Consider the following 16749-nt stretch of genomic DNA (forward strand, 5'->3'; position numbering starts at 1 on the left):
CTAGAACACCTTTGTTTTGCCAGTGTCTGATACAGTACTTCTATTTTTTACAATGTCTTCAAAGAGAGGAACTTTAATTGGCATTGCAAATGGCACAAAGATACTAGAAATAATTGCCTCACCTTTATCCAAGCTTGCAATATTTTTGTCATCCTCAGATAGATCCTGAGAAGCTGATGCTATTATTGCCTCTCTTTCTTGCTTCATCTCGTTTCCTAAAATAATTTTAGTATTCATGTTTGCCAAGATTGTCCTAGGAATTACACTGCTTAATTGTGTAATTGCGGTTAATCCTACTTTGAATTTTCGTCCTTCTTTAGCTATGGTTGCATAGATATTGTCATTTTTAGATGTCAGTACATCCTCTCCAATAACACGTGGTGCTTCTTCAATCACTATGGTGGCAACTGGTTTTCTTTCCAAATCTCCTGCTGCCTTTGCATCTTTGTATTTTTGTAATAATTTTGATGCAATAATATTTCCAACAATTAATTCTGCTTCATCTCCCAACCGTGATGTATCCAAGACCACGACTTTTCCTTTCTCGATCTCTTTTACAATATCATCTACTGTTGTTAGTCCTTTTGTGGTACTATCAAATACCTCATGCCTTGAATAAACAACGCCTTCTTCATCCTTTTCTAGGCTCAATAATAGGCGTAATTTACGCTGAACTACCATCATTGTTGCTGCAGTAAAGTCGCCTCTGGCAGGTGATGTGCTTTCCATTCCTGCTGAAACTGCATCAGTTAACATCAACTCTCTAATCCAATTATTTCGGTGTTGTCTGTATGCCATTCTAATTGCTTGGAATTGTGCATCTGAAAAATCCACAATTCCCTCAAAATGTTCAGGTCTAATTGATTGCAAATTAATTGTTAATCTGTTTGCCCCAACTGGAGGATGAGATGGCGTATAATACATCAAGTTATCTTTGGCTCTGTTATGATCCTTTAATCCAATTCCAGTTCGTCCAAAATATTCATCATGTGCATCTAAGACCAACGCACCAACTTTGTTCGTATCTAAAACATGCCAGAGTATGGTTTTAACTAAATTTGATTTTCCACGACCTGTAGTTGCTGGAATCAATACGTGATGTGAAAATACATCTTCAGCTGGCAGCCAAACTTCAGCTTCTGTAATTACCTTACTTCCACTTCGAATATGTCCAACAAAGATGGAATCTTTTTCCTTTTGCAAGAATTTCAAATCATCTTTGTCAATTAATCGCAATTTGTTAAAAAATGAAGGCAATGATTTTGGAATTTTAACATCGTTGTTTTCTCTGTACACTCGAGCCAATGGTTTTATTCGAGCCAAAACATAATTTACAAAATCAGGCTCATAAAAGTGAGCATCAACTACTCCTTGCTCTAAATTAACACCTGACATCATTTGCTGCATTTTGTCTTGAATTTGAGAGCCATACTGTAATGCAAATACTTGTAAAATCAAAAATGAACCATTCTCTTCTGAAACCATCAAATCTCCAATCTCTAAATCAGTTCCAGCCTTTTGTCGAATTACAATATCTCCAAAACTTCCTCCAACTACTTGACCCACAACTGACAACTCATCCATTAACTAGTCACTCCGTTCAAATCATTATGTGCCCCTAGACTAGCACTATACTTTTGCAATCTCTTCCATTCAGGGTGGCGAAGTTTCTCAGCCAGTATGAATCCTTGATACATTCCCAATTCATCACGCCTAACTTGGGCAAATCTGTCTGCATCAATTGCCCCATATGGGTAGCCAATCATGGCTACATCCTGGGAATTCTCAACCAAGCTACCTAACACTGAATTCAATTCTTCTGAACTCATCTCTAAGAACTGCTCTCGTAGAATCTCAAATCTAAATACAAATTTTGATTGAGGATGAAATTTTACTGCCAACATAAATCCTCTATCATCTGCAGATACTTCTTCGGCAATTTTTACATACCATTTCCCAAAAGATACATCTTCAGAAATCTCTGCAACTCGTGCTAATAACGGATGACCAGACTCTGTAATTAATCTGCTAGTCTTTGCCAAACCGCAAACAATCACTCCTTTACTTTTTGCCAAATCATATAATCTGTTTGCATACTTTAATTCATTTTTAAAATTAGTTTGCAGAGATCCATCCATTACAATCATGTCTCCTTTTTCTAATTCAGATTGTACCACATGAATTGCTAATTGCCATTCAGCAAATCGCCTTCCCAAAGAATTCAACCTTGCACCTTGAAGTACTGTAGTACTTTCAGTGTTTGATGTTAAATCAGATTCTGCAGGTAAGAATTTTTTGTCTTCTGTAGTGTGAGGGAATAGTTTTGTATCATAACTTACAGTCTTTTTTCCATCAATGGTTTGAATATTTGATGTAACACTGGAGAAAAACTGTACACGTGGATTGGCTTTGGGCTTTATTCTTTTTTTGCCTTGGAACATAGAAAAATACACTCGATTAATTGTAATGAGAAAGTTTGGTGATTCTTCTAGTGGTCCATCTCCCCCATCCACAAATGCGATTTTTCGTGGATTATCTATTGGTTTTATTTCAGAAAACTCTGATGGTGCAATGAGAAACTGTTTCCCATTCCCATTGTTTAGTACAATATCTGAATGCTCTTTTTGTGATAAATGCGCACCCAAATCTTCAATCATGCTTTTTACTGGATCTTCAATCATGTCTAACTTCTCTCATCTGAGTGGTATGATATTTTCCTAGAGTAATAATCTGACTGTTAGTTATGGTAAATTCAATTTGTTTCATAGATCAAACTAAAATTAGAATGGTATTAAGAAACATGAGTATAGTATGCATACTGTAGATACTATCTAGCCTCAGATTTTGCATTTCTATAAGAGATTTTTAGATCGATTCCCATATCTTTCTCATCATTTACTATTTTTTTCTCACAATGAATCTTGAAAATCTCTGAATCATCTTTGACAAATCCTAGACCTCTCATCTTGTTTTGACCATTAACCATGTTCTCAGATAATGCATCTAGTAGAATCTTTACTAGATTGTCCAGATCTTTTCTTGTATTTCCAGAGTTTTTTGCTTTTTGTAGATAAAAACAGACATCAATGAAAAGTTCTTTTTCAGATAATCGCTCTAAAATTTTTCTATATTGTTTGCTGACATTTTTTCCAATTTCATGCTTTAATGCTTTTTTGCGCTTTACTTTGTCTTTTGATGCAGTCTCTGGATTGAATTTTCTTATTTTGATATCTGCTGCAGTACTCCAAGTCATATGTTGTATGAATTTTTCATACTAGTTATCTTTTTTGTACAATTCCACAATCCCGACATTTGTAACACATCCATTTTAAAGAATTTGGATTTTCCTTATAGTCTTTGTACAAGTCACTTAGTTTGACTTTGTTAGAATTAATTAGTCTCATCATATCTAACCATTCTTTGAATTTTGGTTCTATGATGAATCCAATGGAACAAGATTCACATTGAGGACAATGATACTTTATCCCTGGAGAATAGTATGTCATTGACAGACTCCTGAGTTTGTTTCAAATTCAATGATTTTCTTTGATGAATTGTACCAATCAGCAATTACTGGTTGCAGATTCACCAAATCTTCTAAAACCAATCTTTTCTTTTCAAGATTGGATTCTGCATTGTATAATTCCCAGAATTTGTCTTGACATAACAGTAAATTTTTGATTCTGTTTGTATATGGTTTCCAAATTCCTTCTTTGAGGATCTTATTTTTTATTTCACTTGCACATGTATTGTATGTGTCAAATGATTCTGTATTTTGTTTTGACATGTAACTATATTGTAGTTATTGCATTTGAACTAGTACTGAATTAGTTATGTAATACATATCACCCTATCTCTAAATCTTATATGCTATGGTGACGATATTACTGTATGTTTCAAATACCACAACTAACTGAAATCAAAAAACTCCGAGAAGAGTTGAACATTAGTCAGAGACAACTGGCAAAAAAATGTGATATCCCATCATCATTTTTGAGTATGATTGAGAATCAAAAAAATAACACAAAACCTAGTTATGATGTTCTAGTAAGGATTTTTCAAGAATTAGATAAAGAATCTCAAAAGAATCTGGGTAAATTAATCACTGCAGATAAAATCTACAAGAAAAATCTTGCATTTGCAAGAAAATCTGATTATGCTGAAGATGTCATAAAGATAATGCATGAAAAAGATTACAGTCAAATTCCTGTCCTTGAAGGAAGCAGTTGTGTCGGGCTTGTAACTGAAAACTCTCTAGTCAAATTTCTTCAAAATAGAGAACACAAACCCTTGACTGTTACTAGAGTAAAAGATGTGATGAGCACACCTCCAATAATTATCGATGTTCACACAAAAATCACTGAGAATCTTTTGTCATTATTTGATGATTCAAAGTGTTTGCTTGTGTCTGAAAATGGAAAAGTTGTTGGATTGATTACAAAAATTGATGCAATCAGGGGGTTGATGAAGAAATGAGTCATCTTAATTCTAATCAAAAAGAAAAAACATTTGATTTAATTCGAAAATACATTGCATACCGAATGACCAATGATGAAATCCTTGCTAATTTAAAAGAAAAAGGATTTGAAATATCTGAGAGAACATTACGTCGATATAAACAACAAATTAGAGAAAATGCTGGCTCGAGTCTTGCAGAAATCTATTATAATGAAGTTGTTGATAATTCCCTTGAAGATTTTTTTACAATACGAGAACTTCAAAGACAAGCATGGCAAGAATATGATAAGGGAAAATCTGCTTCTGAAAGAATCAAGGCATTGAATTTAATTCGAAATTCCCTATTAGATAAAAGCAAACTGTATCTAAATGTCCCATTAAATTTCAGACATGGTCATAAACCAAAACCATCTAAAAATATCTCAACCGATATAGGGGATGATTCAACCAAAATCAAAAACTGATTCACTCACAACAACCAAACTTCAATCGGTCAAAATTTCGTGAGTGAATTGACCACGATGCGGCCAATAACTTCTCTATCCGATTCTACCTTTCAGAATAACTTTTTCACTAGTTCCAGAAGGTGTGCTTGTATCGATATATCTAATTTCATATGTATCTCCGATGTGCATCACTTTACCATCTATCTCTCGAGGAATTTTGATTATCACTTCAAATGTACTGGTATTGGGTCCTGTTTCTACAAGATATCCTCTATTTGCATCAAACTTTGGATTAGAAAGTGTGGTTCGTAGTCCTCCTTCACCACGAAACTCTAATTTACTCAATGATATCTTGTCTTCATTTTTTGAATCAAGGTTTGCATCTGGTTCATAAATTCTTACAGTGAATTCGTGACCTATTCTTGAACCTCCTCCAGATAATTCCATGTTTGCAAATGTCTTTGAAAGTGGAATTGATTTTACAAGTACTCTTCTATCTCCTGAATAATCTGATTCATCCAAATATTTTATCAAAACAATATCCTTCTGGCTAAGAGGTTTTCCATTGATAGTTTCAGGTAACTCTAGTTTGATGTAAAATTGACCTGTATCTGGACCTGTCTCAATCATATTTTTTGGACCACTGATTGGAATGCCATTGATTGTAAACTCAAACAATCCTTCAGTTGAAACAACTTCAACCCCATTATGTGCCAAATTCAAATCTTGATCTGTAATGTAAAAATTCACTATTGCCATATTTGATGCAGGAACTGTTTGCATCTCTATTTCAGATGCAGCAACTGTTTTTAGATCTCTTGACAAATCTGCAAATTTTACTGGTACAAACAACATGCCTGCTTTTTGCATTTTTTCAGCAGTTTCTTGTCTTACACATGCAGCAAGACCGTTTGTTCTGATTATCAACTCCAAGCCTTCTCTACATATGACCTCATCAGCTGATATTCCCCGCTGCATCTGCTTTCTTGGAGACTCTACATCTGCATTTGCTGGAAATCCTACTGTAAGAATTATCATTGAAAAAACCCCTATCAAAGCAACATTTTTGAAATTATTCTTCATTATTGATATCAGAAATCATTTTGTTAAAAAGCATTGAGAATAATTCCTTCTAAAAACCATACTTGAGAATTTGCTACTTTATTATATTTGATAAATTGTAATTATTCATCATGATTAGAATTATCTTTGGATTGCTTTTACTTTTAATGACTCCTGCATCTAGCTTTGCATTTGCAGAGCACATCTTTAACCCTAATGCATATGCTCAGTATCTTGACATCTCTCAACTAGAGTCCGAAAAAGTAACTTTCACCTTTGATGAAAAATCTTATGATGTTTACTATGGATATCATGGAAGCCTAGATGCCATGGGCTCTGAATCACTTTTCCCAACATTATCTTCAATGGAAATTAATCAAGAAAGAAAATCAATTGAAATCATCATGGAAGTTGTTCCTGAAAAAACTGATTTTTGGGTCAGAACTCCTCAAGATGTACTTTATGCTGAGAATGAAAAATACACAGTTCTAATTGATGGCGTCGACACTAGATATGATTTGATGAAATTTCCAAATGATTATGTAATTGGATTTATTATTTCAGAAGATACTAAAAAAATTGAAATTATAGGAACTAGGGTGATTCCAGAATTTGGAGCATATGCCATTTTAATTCTAGGTGTTTCTATTCTTGGTTTGATTTACTTTGCACGTAAATCTTCAATTGTTTCTCAATGGACTAGAATTAATTAAGTGATAAAATCACGCCAATTTGACATGACAGATTATGATCCAGATGGGCGTCTCTTGATTTGCAGGGCCAAACAATTAGATGAGATACCTTCAAGATGTTATAATTGTGAAGGTGAGGATCTTCAACAAATAATGGAACATGTTGATGGTGGCAGTTGGATATGCATGACGTGTAATTTTTTGAATTCATATGAACCTGCAATGCAATTAACAAAGAATATGCCTTTCACTATGGTGAATTTAGGAATGGATGAAATTGTTTTTGTGGATGGTTGGGATTTTGAATGATTGAAACAAAACCAAGAAAATGATGGATTATGGGAAATTTTGACAAATAATGCCTCATGATTTTAGATTAATTAAGTGATATTTTCTAGAATGATTGCTTGAAACGAATAGGCTTGTTAGGATGTGGTGCAATGGGTACTCAAATTGCACTTGCAATTGATTCTGGTCAAATTCCTGCAACACTTACACATGTTTTTGATGAATCAAAAGAAAAATCTACATTATTGGTTGAAAAATTAACAAACAAACCTGAAATCGTTGAAAATTCACACTTGCTATCTTCAAACCCTGTTGACATTGTTGTTGAAGCAGCATCCCAGGATGCAGTAATGGATGTATCATTGAGTGTTTTACAAAACAAGAAAGATCTTATGATCATGAGTGTTGGAGCACTACTTGATGAATCAATATACGATATCTTGTCTGATGCCTGCAAAGATTTCAAAAAAACAATATATCTTCCATCAGGTGCAATTGCAGGACTGGATGGAATAAAGTCTGTAAAGGATGAACTTGAATCAATATCAATCACTACAACAAAACATCCTCGTTCTTTAAAGGGAGCAAAGTTTTTTGAAACATCTGATATCAACTTAGATGAAATTAATACATCTACTGTAATCTATGAAGGAATTGCAAAAGATGCCGTTTCTTTATTTCCTGCAAATATCAATGTGGCTGCATTGCTTTCTTTGACTGGAATTGGTAGTGAAAAAACGGGGGTGAAAATAGTCGCGGATCCTAATACTGATAAAAATACTCATCATATTGTTGCTGAAGGAAAATTTGGAAAGATGACTTTTACCATTGAAAATTATCCTGATGTTAATAATCCCAAAACCAGCCGATTGGCGATATTATCTGCAATTGAGACCTTGAAAAGATATTGTTCAGATGACATTCAGATTGGCACATAAAACAAAATTTGTGTAGAAATAATCTGACTCATTCTTGAAAATAAAATGAATAAAGAATTACTGAAATTGAGAAAAATTGAAGTGTGGATAGGAAAACTCTCTATCTACACAGATTAGATAAAATCACGCTCAAAAAGGGGGAAATTCTTGCCACATTTGCTAGTTTTTTAGAAAATTACGGTCTACTTCCCATTCTTTAAATCCCTACCAATTCCAATTTGAACTGTTTATGCTTGTACAACAATCATCGGCACTCAAAGATGAGATTCTGAGACTAAAAAAAGAAAAAGATGTGGTAATTCTAGCACACAATTATCAGATTCCTGACGTTCAAGATGTGGCTGATTTTACTGGAGATTCTTTAGGGTTATCTAGACAAGCTGCCAAAGTTCCACAAAAAACAATTCTTTTCTGTGGTGTAAATTTCATGGCAGAAACTGCCGCAATTATTAGTCCTCAAAAAAGAGTATTGATTCCTGACTTGGAAGCTGGTTGCTCTTTATCTGATTCAATTACTGTAGATGAATTAAGAAATTGGAAAAAACAACATCCAAATGCAATAGCAGTTGGATATGTTAACACTACTGCTGAAATTAAAGCAGAGCTTGATTATTGCTGCACATCATCAAATGCTGTCAATGTCGTTAAAGCAATTCCAGAAGACAAAGAAATTTTATTTTTGCCTGACATGTTTTTGGGTTCATATGTCGCAAAAGTGACTGGGCGAAAAAATATGCATATTTGGGCCGGTGAATGTCATGTGCATGCAGGAATCACTCCTGAAGATGTAACAAAGAAATTAGAATCAATGAAAGATGCTGAATTTGTCATCCATCCTGAATGTAGCTGCACTACCCCTATGATGTATGATGTTGCAGATGGAAGTTATGATAATAAAAAAGTCTCAATTCTCTCCACTGAAGGTATGCTAAATCACGTAAAAGAATCAAAAGCAAAAAATTTTGTTGTTGCAACTGAAACAGGAATCTTATACAGAATGAGACAACAAAATCCAGACAAAACATTCGTTCCCGCTTCTGAAAAGGCAGAATGCCAATACATGAAAATGATTACTCTTGAAAAAGTATATGATGCCTTGATAAATGAGAAAAATGTTGTTACTGTTCCAAAAGAGATTGCTGATAAAGCTCGTTTGGCTATAGATAGAATGCTTGCAATAAGTTAAACTGCGTGTGACTATTTTGGTTGGATTATTTTCTAGAACTCCAAAAGATCCTATTCAAAAAAAGAATGCTGAAAAATTTAAGGAGTTCAAACAACTGGCAAAACAAAAAAAATATGACGCTGCTCTGAAATCAGGTGCAGAATATATCAAAAAAGTTCCAAACAACCATGATGCATTATTTACAATGGGTGGAATTTATTATTTGAAAAAAAAATACAAAACTGCAATTTCATATCTTGACAAATCTCTTGAAATTGCTACATATGATGTTGATGCATTATTGTTAAAAGCATATTCTCATCAGAAACTCGGTGAAAACAAACGAGCAATACAGTGCTGTGAAAAGATTCAAGAAATTGATCCAAAAAACAAATCCGTATCTGAATTATTAAATCAACTAAATTCTTAGATTTCTAGACTCATATCAATTCCTTTGACCGAGTTTGTTATGCTTCCTACTGAAATAATGTCTACTCCTGTCTGACCATACTTTGAAATATTTTTTGAATTAATTCCACCTGATGCTTCAAGCATCACTTTGTTTCGCAATTTTTGTTTTTTGAGAACTATGATTGTTTTTTTAATTTGCGTTGGTGTAAAATTATCTAGCATGATAATACTAGCTCCTTCACTTGCAGCTAATACTGCGTCTGATGTATTTTCAACCTCCACCTCAAACTTTTTGTATTTTTTCTTTGCATTTTTAATCAAAGATAATAATGAATTTCCTACTGCGATGTGGTTGTCTTTGATCATGACCATCTCATCTAATGTCAGTCTGTGTTTTTTACCTCCTCCAATCTCTACTGCCTCCTTGTCAAAATATCTCAGCCCTGGAGCCGTTTTTCGTGTAGCATACAACTTTGTTTTCTTTGGAATCTTTTTTACAAGAGCATCTGTTTGGGTCGCAATTCCACTCATTCTTGTAAGTAGGTTCAATGCGGTTCTCTCACATGTTAGTATATTGCCTGCGTTACCTGTGATTGTCATTATGGTTTGATTTTGTTTTATTCTAGAACCGTCTTTTTTCAAAATTTTTACATTGCACCCTTTTAATCTGAAAATTTCTTTTGCATACGCTGCACCTGCAATAATTGCATTTTCTCGAGAAATAATTCTCACTGAAATTTTTTTCTTTGGTAATAATTTACTGGTGATGTCTCCTTTACCGATATCTTCAGCTAGAAATTGAGATAACTGTTTTTTTGAATTAAATGCCAATATAATGATGAAATGTTAATATGATTTTAAAGATTTTATGTTACTTTAATTGCATACTTGCCTTTAGTTGTAATTCCTAATGTTTTTGAAATTTCTGAATTAGTTGGATCAACTACTAACACAACTCCATTCCAATCTGGTGTCAAATCTGATGATTTACAATTTGGACATACTTTGAGAGTTGTTACATGTTTACATTTACGGCAAGCCATCTCTCGTGCCATTTTAACTAGCCTCTACTTTTTCTTCCTTTGCTGGCTCTTTGCCACCGCCGGCTTTCTTTATCTCTTCTGCAATCCATTCATCTGCACCAAGGAATGGTTGTCTGCATGTGATTCCTATTTTGCCCATTGCAGCTGCTTTTCCTAATGATACTGCAGTAATTCTTGCACGTAGTGTAGAACCTACTTTGAGTGTTCTACCACTTTGATTTGCTAAAATCATTCCGGATTTAACATCACTCTTTAGATAATCATCCATAACTTGTGACAAGTGAAGTAATGCATCAGTTGGACCAATTCTTACAAATGCTCCAAAGTCTGTAATGTCTACAATTTCTCCTTGAACTATTTCTTGGAGTTTTGGATAAAATGTCAAAGCTTCAAATTCGACTTTGTGAAATGTTCCCCCGTCTCCGGCAATCATCTTTCCCATTTCATCAACTTTGGCATCTAAAATCATAATGATATATCCTAAATCTGCATTAATCATACTCTCGTACTTTTCTTTGAGAATGTTGACTGCGGCCTTTTTGAGTGTGGTTCCAAACAAGCTTGGAGGAATCCTAACAACATCAACTAGGGTGGATATAGAAAACAAATGTACATTTTTTCTCGAATTTCAATTTATGAATGTTTAGGTGTTTTTAGGCTCAAATTCCCAAAGATTTTTGATATTTTTGAAATAATTGATAATTTCTTTTGATGTCTAACTTATGTTTAAATAATGCAGAATGCCTTTTTGACGCAATGGTTGGCATCGATCAAGTTCTTGAAAAGCTAAGTACTGTGATTGACCCTGATTTGAAAAAAGACATCGTGTCTATGGGTATGATTAAAGACTTGGAACTTAATGATGGTGATCTTAAATTTACTCTGGAATTAACAACTCCTGCATGTCCTTTCAATGTCGAAATCGAAGATGATGTCAGAAAAGCAATTGCTGAACTTTCTGACTTGAAAAATTTTGATATGAAAGTCACTGCCAAAGTCATGGAAGGCCGTTCATTAGAAGATGATGTTGGAATGGCAACTGTCAAAAATATTATTGGTGTTGCAAGTGGAAAGGGCGGAGTAGGAAAATCAACTGTTTCATTAAATTTAGCATTAGCATTATCACAATCTGGAGCCAAAGTTGGTCTGTTAGATGCTGATATCTACGGTCCTAGTATCCCATTAATGCTTGGAATGAAAGACGGATTCATGGAAGTTGAAGATAATAAATTACAACCAGCAGATTCAAATGGATTAAAAGTTGTCTCATTTGGTTTCTTTGCTGATCAATCAAACCAAGCTGCAATTTATCGTGGACCGATTATTTCTGGAATCTTGAAACAATTTCTTGTAGATACTAATTGGTCTGAATTAGATTACTTGATTGTAGACCTTCCTCCTGGAACTGGTGATATTCCATTAACCCTTGCACAAACTATTCCAATTACAGGAATTCTTGTAGTTACAACTCCTCAAGATGTCGCAAGTGATGTTGCAGTAAAGGCAGTTTCAATGTTTGAAAAACTAAATGTTCCAATCATTGGTGTTGTTGAGAATATGAGTCACTTTATTTGTCCAAACTGTAATGACAAACATTACATCTTTGGTGAAGGTGGAGCAAAGAAAATCAGTGAAAAATTTAACATGCCTTTCTTAGGAGAAATTCCATTAAATTCTGGAATTATGTCTGGCTCTGACTTGGGCAAACCAATTATGATTACCAATCCTGATTCACCAAGTGCTGAAGCGTTTAGGAAAAGCGCAAAAAATATTGCAGCACAATGTAGTATCCTTGCAGCCAAACTTCAAGATGAGATGGCCTCTGAAAATGCCAGTGAGGATCCTGCACCTGAGGCAAGTGCAAACCAATCCTGATTCCTGTGAAATTACCTGATTCTCTTAGAGGCCAAATGAAAATTCCTTTGGGGATCCTATTACCTGAAAGTCATACTCAAAAAAGTGAAATTCAAAAACATCTGACAGATAATTCGTACATCATAACTGTGGGTGACAGAACAACTGAAAAAATGATTGATTTTGGATTAATCCCTTCACTACAAATCATTGACGGACAAGAAAAGAGAGAAAAAAGAGAATCCCCTAATTTGATAAATGCAACTGAACTAACAGTTGATAATCCCGCAGCTGAAATCACTCCACAAAGTATTGATGTAATCAAAAAAGCATTTTCTATGAAATCTCCTGTGAGGATTTTTGTTAATGGCGAGGAAGATCTTTTAGTTCTTCCAGTATGCATTCATGCGCCTGAAAATGCTGTTGTGATGTATGGTCAACCTCATGAAGGGTTGGTAATTGTAAAGATTACTACCGAAATTAGAAATAAAGTACAAACACTACTTGATTTAATGGAATAATCGGGGTGTGATGAGACGGTGGCTGTATGATTGATGATTACTCCACATAACCTCTGACCCTATTAATTCATAATTTACAGAACCAAAATACACCAAATTTCATACAACAATTGACATTTCAAGATAAACGCAGATTTCATGATGTACTGTTGTGAAACTTGATCCTGATCTTACGTTACAAATTTTAGAAAAAGTTGGTATTTACTCAAATCGATTCTCTATCCCTGAACCTCAAATTTTACTAACCACCAAAGAAGTATTGGATGCCCCAAAAGAAATGACAGAAGGTAGACGTACGTCGGCTTACAAGTATTATGGAGTGTCATATCTTCAACATAATCTTGTTTTCATTAATGTAAGAAAGATTCCCGACGAAAAAACTCTTGAGAATACCATTGTTCATGAATTGATCCATATGAGATTTCCATATCTTGCTCATGGGAAACGATTCAACAAATTGGTAAGACAAGGGCTGAAAGGAAAAATATTTCCTCCATATAGAAAACGAAGCAAGATCTCTGCTATTTGATTTATATTTACAGGATTTGGCAGGCTGAGTATAACATGGAAATAGCACAAATTCTGCCCTTTATTGCAGGAATTGCATCATTTTTAGTTGCAGGTGGCTTGGTTGCATGGATTACCAAGCAACCTTCTGGAACAAAAGAGATGATGGATATTTCCAACGCCGTCAAAGAAGGAGCATCTGCATTTCTAAAAAGAGAAATGAAAATTATTGTTCCTGTTGCCATCGCATTATCTTTAATCATCGGTATTTTCTTAACGCCTTCAAATGGAATTGCATTTGCAGTAGGTGCAGCACTTTCTGCAGTTGCAGGAATTATTTCATTAAAAATTACAGTAAAAGCTGCAGTCAGAGCTGCTAATCTAAGTAGTTCCGGTCTTGGAAAGACGTTTGCCATGGCCTTTAGAGGTGGAGCAACAGTTGGTTTAGCTGTTCCAGCAATGGCATTATTAGCAATTACCGGACTTTATTTGATTTATCCTGACCCTATCACAATTGCAGGAGTGGGAATTGGTGCTAGTCTTATTGCATTATTCATTAGAATTGGTGGTGGTATATTCACAAAAGCCGCAGACATGGGTGCAGACTTGGTTGGAAAAGTTGAAGCAAATATTCCAGAAGATGATCCTAGAAACCCTGCAACCATTGCAGACAATGTAGGAGATAACGTTGGTGATGCAGCAGGTATGGGCTCTGATGTTTATGAATCATATATTGTGACAATTCTTGCAGCATTACTCATTGCAGCATTGATTGGCGCACCAAACTTTTTCCTTTATCCTATCTTAATCGGTTCATCAGGAATGATTGCATCAATTATTGGTGTAGTAATTGTTGGCTCAAAGAATATTACAGATGTAATGAAACCTCTTAATCGTTCATTTTATGTTTCTGCTGCAATTGCAGTTGGATTAAACTATGTCTTTATCACTCAATTCATTGGTGAATCTACCGCAGCATATGCTTTGTTTGGGTCTACTGTAATTGGTGTAATTCTGGTTCCTATTATTCAAAAAATCACTGACAATTATACAAGTTACAAAAAAGGTCCTGTTAAAGAAATTGCAGATTCTGCAAAATGGGGTTATGCATCTTTGACATTGATGGGAATTATCAAAGGAATGCAATCTACTGGACCATTCATGATTACACTAGTTGTTGCAATTATCATCTCGTATAGTATTGCATCTGCATCCGCTCCTGAAGGTGCAGATCCAGTTCTTTATGGAATTTTTGGTACTGCATTAACGGCAATGGCCATGTTGAGTCTTGCAGGAATTGTTCTCAGTATTGATGCATTTGGTCCAATTGCTGATAATGCCGGAGGTATTGTCGAGATGACTGGAATGGGTGAAGAAAACCGTAAGGTTACAGATGAAATTGATGCTGTAGGAAATACAACAAAGGCAGTAACTAAGGGCTTTGCTATTGCAAGTGCAGCATTAGCTGCATTGGCTATGATTCAGGCATTCCAGTTTGAAGCTGCTCATGTCTTTGAAGGTGTTTTAGACTTGGATTATAGTTTGACCAATCCTGCAATTGTTGTTGGATTACTAATTGGTGGTTTGATTCCTTTCATAATTACTGGCCAACTCATTAATGGTGTGTCTCGTGCTGCTGGAAAAATGGTTGATGAAGTAAGACGTCAATTCAAAGCAGATCCTGGAATACTTACTGGTAAATCAAAACCTGATTATGCAAAATGTGTAGATATTGCTACTGTTGCATCAATTAAAGAATTGTATAAACCAGCACTTGTTGCAATCATTTCTCCAATCATTCTAGGAATTTTGTTAGGTCCAACTGCAGTTGCTGGATTGTTGATGGGTTCAGTTGTTACAGGAATTTTACTTGCATATCATTTGGCAAATACTGGTGGTGCATGGGATAATGCAAAGAAACTGGTTGAAATGCAAGGAGAAAAAGGTTCTGAAGTTCACAAAGTCGCAGTTGTAGGAGATATCATTGGTGATCCATATAAGGATACAGCTGGTCCAGCACTAAACACTGTAATCAAACTACTAAACACAATTGCAATCGTATTCGTATCTGCATTTGTTGCAATCATTGCTATCTAATCATCTACGATTAGTGTCATATCCAATTCATCAATTTGAGATTGAATCGCTTTTTTCAAAGTTGAATTGTGCTTGTCACAGAATTTGAAATAATTATCTGCTGTTTGAAAACATCCGCAAACCCATTTTGTTTTCTTATCTCCTTCAACAGTCCACTTTGAATATTTGTTTTCAGTCATGCTAACTCTTTGATGATTGATCTAAAAAATATGTTCATTAAGAAAAAGGAAAAAATGTTTAAGGACAGCCTTCCATCTTTTGGATAAAGTAGCCTTTTTCCTTAATTGCCTGTTCAACAGGCTCTGGTGCACCTTGTGAATGACAGAATTGACATTCATTAGTAGTCATTTCTGCTTGTCCTTCACCGATGGATTCTAACCACTCTTTTCCATATGTAATGGCTTTGTCGTGATCTTTTTCACCAGTAATTACATCAAAGTGCATGGTATGACCATCTGCTGCTTTGACATAAGTGTCGTATACGTGAATTTCCATAAATATAATTAAAAAAAGGGATATTTAATTCAAAATAATGCTCTTCTATCCAAGAATGTCTCTGAATTTGTTTGATTTAATTTTGATAGATAATCTCATTCAATGTTCTCATGTGTGAAAATACATGGTCTATTTTTAAGACTGAATAAAGAAAAATCAACATGAATAAACTATTTGGTGTGTTACTATGAAAATTTGTAAAAAATGTGATGTAGAAATGGATCTCAAAAACAAGCCTTCCAAAAGACGTGGGAGTAAACAAAATATGCTTACTGAATATTATTGTCCAAAATGTGATCATTCTGAATATGTTAAACCTAATTAAAAATCTGACAATGTATAATTTCGGAATGGTTTTCTAATCGTTTTTTTATTGATATTTATGAAATATTCAGTGATTCTTAAAATCACAAACTCTTCTAACATCCTTTTGGAATTAGATGATTCTACTTCTCCAAAAACTGTTCATGACTTTGTTGAAAAATTGCCTTTTACAGTTGATCTTAATGTTTGGGGTGATGAAATCTATACTTCAAAATCCCCCGTCTCTCAGCCTGAAGAAAATGCAAAATCCACTGTGGAACTTTTTGATGTCGCATATTGGCCAACTGGAAAAGCAATTTGCTTATTTTATGGTCCCACGCCAATAGGAACTCCTGGAGAAATTACTCCTGCATCTCCTGTCAATATTGTTGGTAAAATTGTTTCACCTGACAAAACAATTCTCAATAATATTCATAGTGAGCAGGCAACATTCGTCTTGAAATCTTAG

At 34.6% G+C, this 16749-nt stretch carries 24 protein-coding genes; 13 read left to right on the forward strand and 11 right to left on the reverse strand.

Features of this window, described 5'->3' with window-relative positions:
• The 5 genes from ACW9XA_RS06530 to ACW9XA_RS06550 all read right to left on the reverse strand — a co-directional run bounded on the left by ACW9XA_RS06530 (position 1) and on the right by ACW9XA_RS06550 (position 3787).
• Positions 1-1584, reverse strand: coding sequence for an ATP-binding protein (locus ACW9XA_RS06530; protein WP_457763562.1), 1584 nt, complete (start codon positions 1582-1584; stop codon positions 1-3).
• The gene (locus ACW9XA_RS06535) at positions 1584-2681 is read right to left on the reverse strand and encodes a DNA double-strand break repair nuclease NurA (RefSeq protein WP_457763563.1); all 1098 of its coding nucleotides are present in this window, start codon (positions 2679-2681) and stop codon (positions 1584-1586) included. The genes ACW9XA_RS06530 and ACW9XA_RS06535 overlap by 1 nt, the downstream gene beginning before the upstream one ends.
• Positions 2682-2827: 146 nt before the next feature.
• The gene (locus ACW9XA_RS06540; protein ID WP_457763564.1) at positions 2828-3253 is read right to left on the reverse strand and encodes a RusA family crossover junction endodeoxyribonuclease; all 426 of its coding nucleotides are present in this window, start codon (positions 3251-3253) and stop codon (positions 2828-2830) included.
• 25 nt (positions 3254-3278) lie between these two features.
• The gene (locus tag ACW9XA_RS06545; RefSeq protein WP_457763565.1) at positions 3279-3506 is read right to left on the reverse strand and encodes a hypothetical protein; all 228 of its coding nucleotides are present in this window, start codon (positions 3504-3506) and stop codon (positions 3279-3281) included.
• On the reverse strand, positions 3503-3787 hold the full coding sequence (locus tag ACW9XA_RS06550) for a hypothetical protein (protein ID WP_457763566.1): 285 nt from the start codon (positions 3785-3787) through the stop codon (positions 3503-3505). Before ACW9XA_RS06550 ends, ACW9XA_RS06545 begins: the two co-directional genes overlap by 4 nt.
• A 104-nt stretch (positions 3788-3891) precedes the next feature.
• Here ACW9XA_RS06550 and ACW9XA_RS06555 point away from each other — a divergent pair, with 104 nt between their 5' ends.
• Together ACW9XA_RS06555 and ACW9XA_RS06560 are read left to right on the forward strand one after the other, a co-directional pair.
• On the forward strand, positions 3892-4476 hold the full coding sequence (locus ACW9XA_RS06555) for a CBS domain-containing protein (RefSeq protein ID WP_457763567.1): 585 nt from the start codon (positions 3892-3894) through the stop codon (positions 4474-4476).
• The gene (locus ACW9XA_RS06560) at positions 4473-4922 is read left to right on the forward strand and encodes a hypothetical protein (RefSeq protein ID WP_457763568.1); all 450 of its coding nucleotides are present in this window, start codon (positions 4473-4475) and stop codon (positions 4920-4922) included. The genes ACW9XA_RS06555 and ACW9XA_RS06560 overlap by 4 nt, the downstream gene beginning before the upstream one ends.
• Before the next feature lie 75 nt (positions 4923-4997).
• Here the strand turns inward: ACW9XA_RS06560 and ACW9XA_RS06565 are convergent, their stop codons facing one another.
• The gene (locus ACW9XA_RS06565; protein WP_457763569.1) at positions 4998-5987 is read right to left on the reverse strand and encodes a hypothetical protein; all 990 of its coding nucleotides are present in this window, start codon (positions 5985-5987) and stop codon (positions 4998-5000) included.
• 110 nt (positions 5988-6097) lie between these two features.
• On the opposite strand from ACW9XA_RS06565, the gene ACW9XA_RS06570 reads away from it, so the two are divergent.
• From ACW9XA_RS06570 to ACW9XA_RS06590, 5 genes are all read left to right on the forward strand, one after another.
• A complete protein-coding gene (locus ACW9XA_RS06570; protein ID WP_457763570.1) occupies positions 6098-6679 on the forward strand; it encodes a PEFG-CTERM sorting domain-containing protein in 582 nt (193 codons plus the stop codon).
• A gap of 24 nt (positions 6680-6703) precedes the next feature.
• Positions 6704-6967 carry a hypothetical protein gene (locus ACW9XA_RS06575; RefSeq protein ID WP_457763571.1) on the forward strand — a complete coding sequence of 88 codons (264 nt, stop codon included), beginning with the start codon at positions 6704-6706 and terminating at the stop codon, positions 6965-6967.
• Between the two features lie 98 nt (positions 6968-7065).
• Positions 7066-7884 carry an aspartate dehydrogenase gene (locus tag ACW9XA_RS06580; RefSeq protein WP_457763572.1) on the forward strand — a complete coding sequence of 273 codons (819 nt, stop codon included), beginning with the start codon at positions 7066-7068 and terminating at the stop codon, positions 7882-7884.
• Between the two features lie 229 nt (positions 7885-8113).
• Positions 8114-9070 carry a quinolinate synthase NadA gene (gene nadA, locus ACW9XA_RS06585; RefSeq protein ID WP_457763573.1) on the forward strand — a complete coding sequence of 319 codons (957 nt, stop codon included), beginning with the start codon at positions 8114-8116 and terminating at the stop codon, positions 9068-9070.
• Positions 9071-9077: 7 nt separating this feature from the next.
• On the forward strand, positions 9078-9479 hold the full coding sequence (locus tag ACW9XA_RS06590) for a tetratricopeptide repeat protein (protein WP_457763574.1): 402 nt from the start codon (positions 9078-9080) through the stop codon (positions 9477-9479).
• On the opposite strand, the gene nadC is transcribed toward ACW9XA_RS06590, so the two are convergent.
• From nadC to ACW9XA_RS06605, 3 genes are read right to left on the reverse strand one after another with little or no spacing between them, the layout of a single operon-like run.
• Positions 9476-10294 carry a carboxylating nicotinate-nucleotide diphosphorylase gene (nadC, locus tag ACW9XA_RS06595; RefSeq protein WP_457763777.1) on the reverse strand — a complete coding sequence of 273 codons (819 nt, stop codon included), beginning with the start codon at positions 10292-10294 and terminating at the stop codon, positions 9476-9478. The genes ACW9XA_RS06590 and nadC overlap by 4 nt on opposite strands.
• 32 nt (positions 10295-10326) lie before the next feature.
• Entirely contained in the window at positions 10327-10515 is a 189-nt protein-coding gene (spt4, locus tag ACW9XA_RS06600; RefSeq protein ID WP_014965554.1) for a transcription elongation factor subunit Spt4, read from the reverse strand.
• Position 10516: 1 nt separating this feature from the next.
• Positions 10517-11110, reverse strand: a complete 594-nt coding sequence (locus ACW9XA_RS06605; RefSeq protein WP_457763575.1) for a DNA-directed RNA polymerase — start codon at positions 11108-11110, stop codon at positions 10517-10519.
• Positions 11111-11259: 149 nt separating this feature from the next.
• On the opposite strand from ACW9XA_RS06605, the gene ACW9XA_RS06610 reads away from it, so the two are divergent.
• The 4 genes from ACW9XA_RS06610 to ACW9XA_RS06625 all read left to right on the forward strand — a co-directional run bounded on the left by ACW9XA_RS06610 (position 11260) and on the right by ACW9XA_RS06625 (position 15482).
• Positions 11260-12378 (forward strand): Mrp/NBP35 family ATP-binding protein, encoded by a 1119-nt coding sequence (locus tag ACW9XA_RS06610; RefSeq protein ID WP_457763576.1) that lies wholly within the window; start codon positions 11260-11262, stop codon positions 12376-12378.
• Positions 12379-12413: 35 nt separating this feature from the next.
• Positions 12414-12878: a GTP-dependent dephospho-CoA kinase family protein gene (locus tag ACW9XA_RS06615; RefSeq protein WP_457763577.1), complete on the forward strand. Its 465-nt coding sequence runs from the start codon at positions 12414-12416 to the stop codon at positions 12876-12878.
• Positions 12879-13029: 151 nt separating this feature from the next.
• Positions 13030-13407 carry a hypothetical protein gene (locus tag ACW9XA_RS06620; RefSeq protein WP_457763578.1) on the forward strand — a complete coding sequence of 126 codons (378 nt, stop codon included), beginning with the start codon at positions 13030-13032 and terminating at the stop codon, positions 13405-13407.
• 35 nt (positions 13408-13442) lie between these two features.
• Positions 13443-15482, forward strand: a complete 2040-nt coding sequence (locus ACW9XA_RS06625) for a sodium-translocating pyrophosphatase (protein ID WP_457763579.1) — start codon at positions 13443-13445, stop codon at positions 15480-15482.
• Here the strand turns inward: ACW9XA_RS06625 and ACW9XA_RS06630 are convergent.
• Positions 15479-15661 (reverse strand): hypothetical protein, encoded by a 183-nt coding sequence (locus ACW9XA_RS06630; protein ID WP_457763580.1) that lies wholly within the window; start codon positions 15659-15661, stop codon positions 15479-15481. The genes ACW9XA_RS06625 and ACW9XA_RS06630 overlap by 4 nt on opposite strands.
• Before the next feature lie 58 nt (positions 15662-15719).
• The gene (locus ACW9XA_RS06635) at positions 15720-15977 is read right to left on the reverse strand and encodes a DUF2024 family protein (protein ID WP_109876710.1); all 258 of its coding nucleotides are present in this window, start codon (positions 15975-15977) and stop codon (positions 15720-15722) included.
• A 187-nt stretch (positions 15978-16164) separates the two neighbouring features.
• Between ACW9XA_RS06635 and ACW9XA_RS06640 the strand changes: the two genes are divergently transcribed.
• Both ACW9XA_RS06640 and ACW9XA_RS06645 read left to right on the forward strand, forming a co-directional pair.
• On the forward strand, positions 16165-16302 hold the full coding sequence (locus ACW9XA_RS06640) for a hypothetical protein (RefSeq protein WP_457763581.1): 138 nt from the start codon (positions 16165-16167) through the stop codon (positions 16300-16302).
• Positions 16303-16359: 57 nt separating this feature from the next.
• Positions 16360-16749: a cyclophilin-like fold protein gene (locus ACW9XA_RS06645; protein WP_457763582.1), complete on the forward strand. Its 390-nt coding sequence runs from the start codon at positions 16360-16362 to the stop codon at positions 16747-16749.

It is taken from the genome of Candidatus Nitrosopumilus sp. bin_6a (genome assembly GCF_054095695.1).